The sequence below is a fragment of the Flavobacterium sp. AJR genome, assembly GCF_002156885.1.
Classification (GTDB): Bacteria; Bacteroidota; Bacteroidia; order Flavobacteriales; family Flavobacteriaceae; genus Flavobacterium.
In genome coordinates this window covers 1-2,799 of the sequence record NZ_NCWQ01000171.1, presented here as the reverse complement: position 1 = coordinate 2,799, position 2,799 = coordinate 1, and the positions used below count along the sequence as shown (strand labels likewise).

2 protein-coding genes are annotated in these 2,799 nt (G+C 27.8%); both read right to left on the bottom strand.

The features are described 5' to 3' along the window. Positions 1–19 precede the first annotated feature (19 nt). Positions 20–1,078: a glycosyltransferase family 4 protein gene (locus B8T70_RS23300; RefSeq protein WP_086896416.1), complete on the bottom strand. Its 1,059-nt coding sequence runs from the start codon at positions 1,076–1,078 to the stop codon at positions 20–22. A gap of 216 nt (positions 1,079–1,294) precedes the next feature. Then, entirely contained in the window at positions 1,295–2,698 is a 1,404-nt protein-coding gene (locus B8T70_RS23295) for a hypothetical protein (RefSeq protein WP_123912162.1), read from the bottom strand. Positions 2,699–2,799: the final 101 nt, after the last annotated feature.

The window sequence follows — 2,799 nt, the reverse complement described above, 5'->3', positions numbered from 1 at the left end:
GAGAATTTATAACAAGACTCTATTTTAAATAATCTTTAATATCTTCTTCAATTTTATTAGCTACAGAGCTAGCCAAGAACCTATTAACAGAATAATTATGATTAAATAAAGCAGTTTTTCTTGTTTTTTCTGAACTAAGAATAAAACTTTCTAACTCACGTGCGAAGGAATCTGGTGATAAATCCTCAATTAAACTGCCCATTTCTTTTGTATCAAAAAAATCATTTAAGCCTCCTACTGGTCTTGTTATTATAGGTAAACCAAATACCATTGCTTCTAATACAGAAGTTGGCATTCCTTCACCATGTGTAGTAGGCAGAATATAAATCTCAGATTTACTAAATTCCTTAGCTACATCCATTCCGTATAGTGGTCCTGTAAAACTCACATCATTTATATTTTTTTTGCTAACATATTCTTTAGCCTCATTCAAGAAACCTCCTGATCCTACTATTGTTAATGTCAGCCAATCATATTTTGCTTTTAATATGATAAATGCATTTATCGTTATTAATACTCCTTTTTCTCTTTCTATTCTTGCTAAGAAAAGAATATTATTTATTTTCCCTGTCCTTTGGTCAATGTCAAAGTCTTTTATTAATTTATCATCTACTTTAGTAGTTGTTAATAAAATTGGACATGTAATTCCCACTTCTAATAATTGCTCTTTAAATGAAGATGACAATACATATATGAATGCAGATTTGTTATAGACAAATTTAAAAAGTGATGGTTTTTTTATTAATTTTCGGACATATTCTTCATCCCATCCATGAATAAAGGTTATCACATCAATCCTTAGTATTTTTGCTAGAATTAAATACAGGCCATCTCTCATGATTTGATATCTTCTAAGTGATGGGTTTATGATTACTATGTCAGGCCTTTTAAAAATTAATTTTAAAACATATTTGATTAGATCATAAAAAAAAGTGACAAAAGCAGGAATGTTTTCTCTTTTTCCGCAGTACTCATATTTAATACTACTACTCCAAAAATCGTTTAATCCTATATAGTGATTTGCTACACCTCCAAGTAACTTGGGATGTGGTGAAATAATTAAAATGTTTTTTTTCATTTTTTTTAAAATTGATTAATACTTGGGACTTAAAATCCTATCAAGTATCTTAAATAGTGAGATTATGATATTTTTTAATTAGGTAATCTAGATTTAGAATAGTCTATATTTTATATGATGAATGTGGTTTTATCAAATCCAATTAGATTTATTGCAAAAAGTATCTAATTATTAGAAATTGTTAGAGTAGGTCTTTTTAGCTTAATATTCTTGAGATCAACTGAAACTATATGGCTTAATTCCGTCTAACTTATTTCTAAATACTACTCCTAAAATCCACATATATGAAATTGAAATGGCTCCAAGTGTTGATGTTTCAAATGAATAAGTATAATAATCAATAAGAACAATAATTAAAATCAGCATACTAGTTAGATATAAATGCTTACTATCAATATCATTCTTTATATTCTTATTCGTTAATAATATCCGGAATAAATTAATAAATATGGAAGTGTAAAAAAACAATCCTAAAAAACCAACTTGCAAAAGCATTTGCAAAAATCCAGTTCTTGCACCATACCCAACACCATATAAACTTTCAGTAATCTCATCAGACGTTTTATCTTTTACATCATCATTAAAGTCAGATTTTACTAAATGTCCTGCTCCAAAACCGAAAAGAACATTATAACTTTCTTTAGATAATAATAAATTTATCAAATAAGAAGGTGCTTCACTTCTTCCAATATTTTCTTTTACGCGTCCTCCAGAAGTGTATTCCTGAGAGTATACTACAATATATTCAAGATCAAATGATCCTCCAATTTTATTTTCCGGATTTAATGAAGGGATGACTCTTGCAGAAATATAAAATATCATACATATTGATATTAGTGCAACAAAAATTTTCTTTAAGATATTAATTTGTCCATCCTTAAATTTGATCATTACAAAATAAAGGGCTAATAAATAAATAAAAGGAAAATAGGCTATCGTAGCCCTCTTCCCTCCTGTTAATGAGAAAAGAATAAACCCTAAAACAGCTACTAAATATGTTTTCTTTGAAGTCAAGAAATATCCAACTATACAATACGCACCTCCTAAAAGTGCGATTACAGTAGTTATACTTCCTCCTCTATTTACGATAGTACCAATAAATTCTTCGGCAATACTTCCTAAAACAATCACCTTTATAATTCCGGCAAATATTTGTGAAACATATAAAAAAATAATAAGTTTGGTTAAAAGGTTAGCCTGCCTCGCAGAAAAACTAGTATTTATTAATATGTAGAAAAATATAATAACAGGTAAATAGTCTCTAAAAAATAATACAAGCTGTACTATTTCAAGATTATTTAAAACATATGATACAATTGATACCATAATGAATCCTAAAAAGAGCCATAGAGAAGGGAATCTATAAACTTTTTTTTCTGAAAAAAATGTTCCTACAAATAATAACAAAAATAAAAACTCCATCATTAATCTTGTCACTGTAGGTGACATTCCTAATAAATCAAGAGTTCCTCTAGAAAACGAAACAAAGAATAGGAGACCGTAAATTAAATCTCTCTCTGTTTTATAATTTTGAAAAAACCATATGATTACTGGAATAACAGAAAGAAAACAAAGTATCATTAACGGGTGTTCCCCTACAGTAAAATGTACTTGACTCATAAGTCCTAAAAAATTTAAAAGCTTATATTGTTAAATCCTCTTATATTGAGGTATAATTTTTTTAGGGAAAAAGAACAAAAAAGCAATCCAAATTGAAATGT

Coding starts and splice junctions, on each gene's coding strand:
- B8T70_RS23300 (WP_086896416.1), bottom strand. CDS start 1,078: ATGAAAAAAAACATTTTAATTATTTCACCACATCCCAAGTTACTTGGA.
- B8T70_RS23295 (WP_123912162.1), bottom strand. CDS start 2,698: ATGAGTCAAGTACATTTTACTGTAGGGGAACACCCGTTAATGATACTT.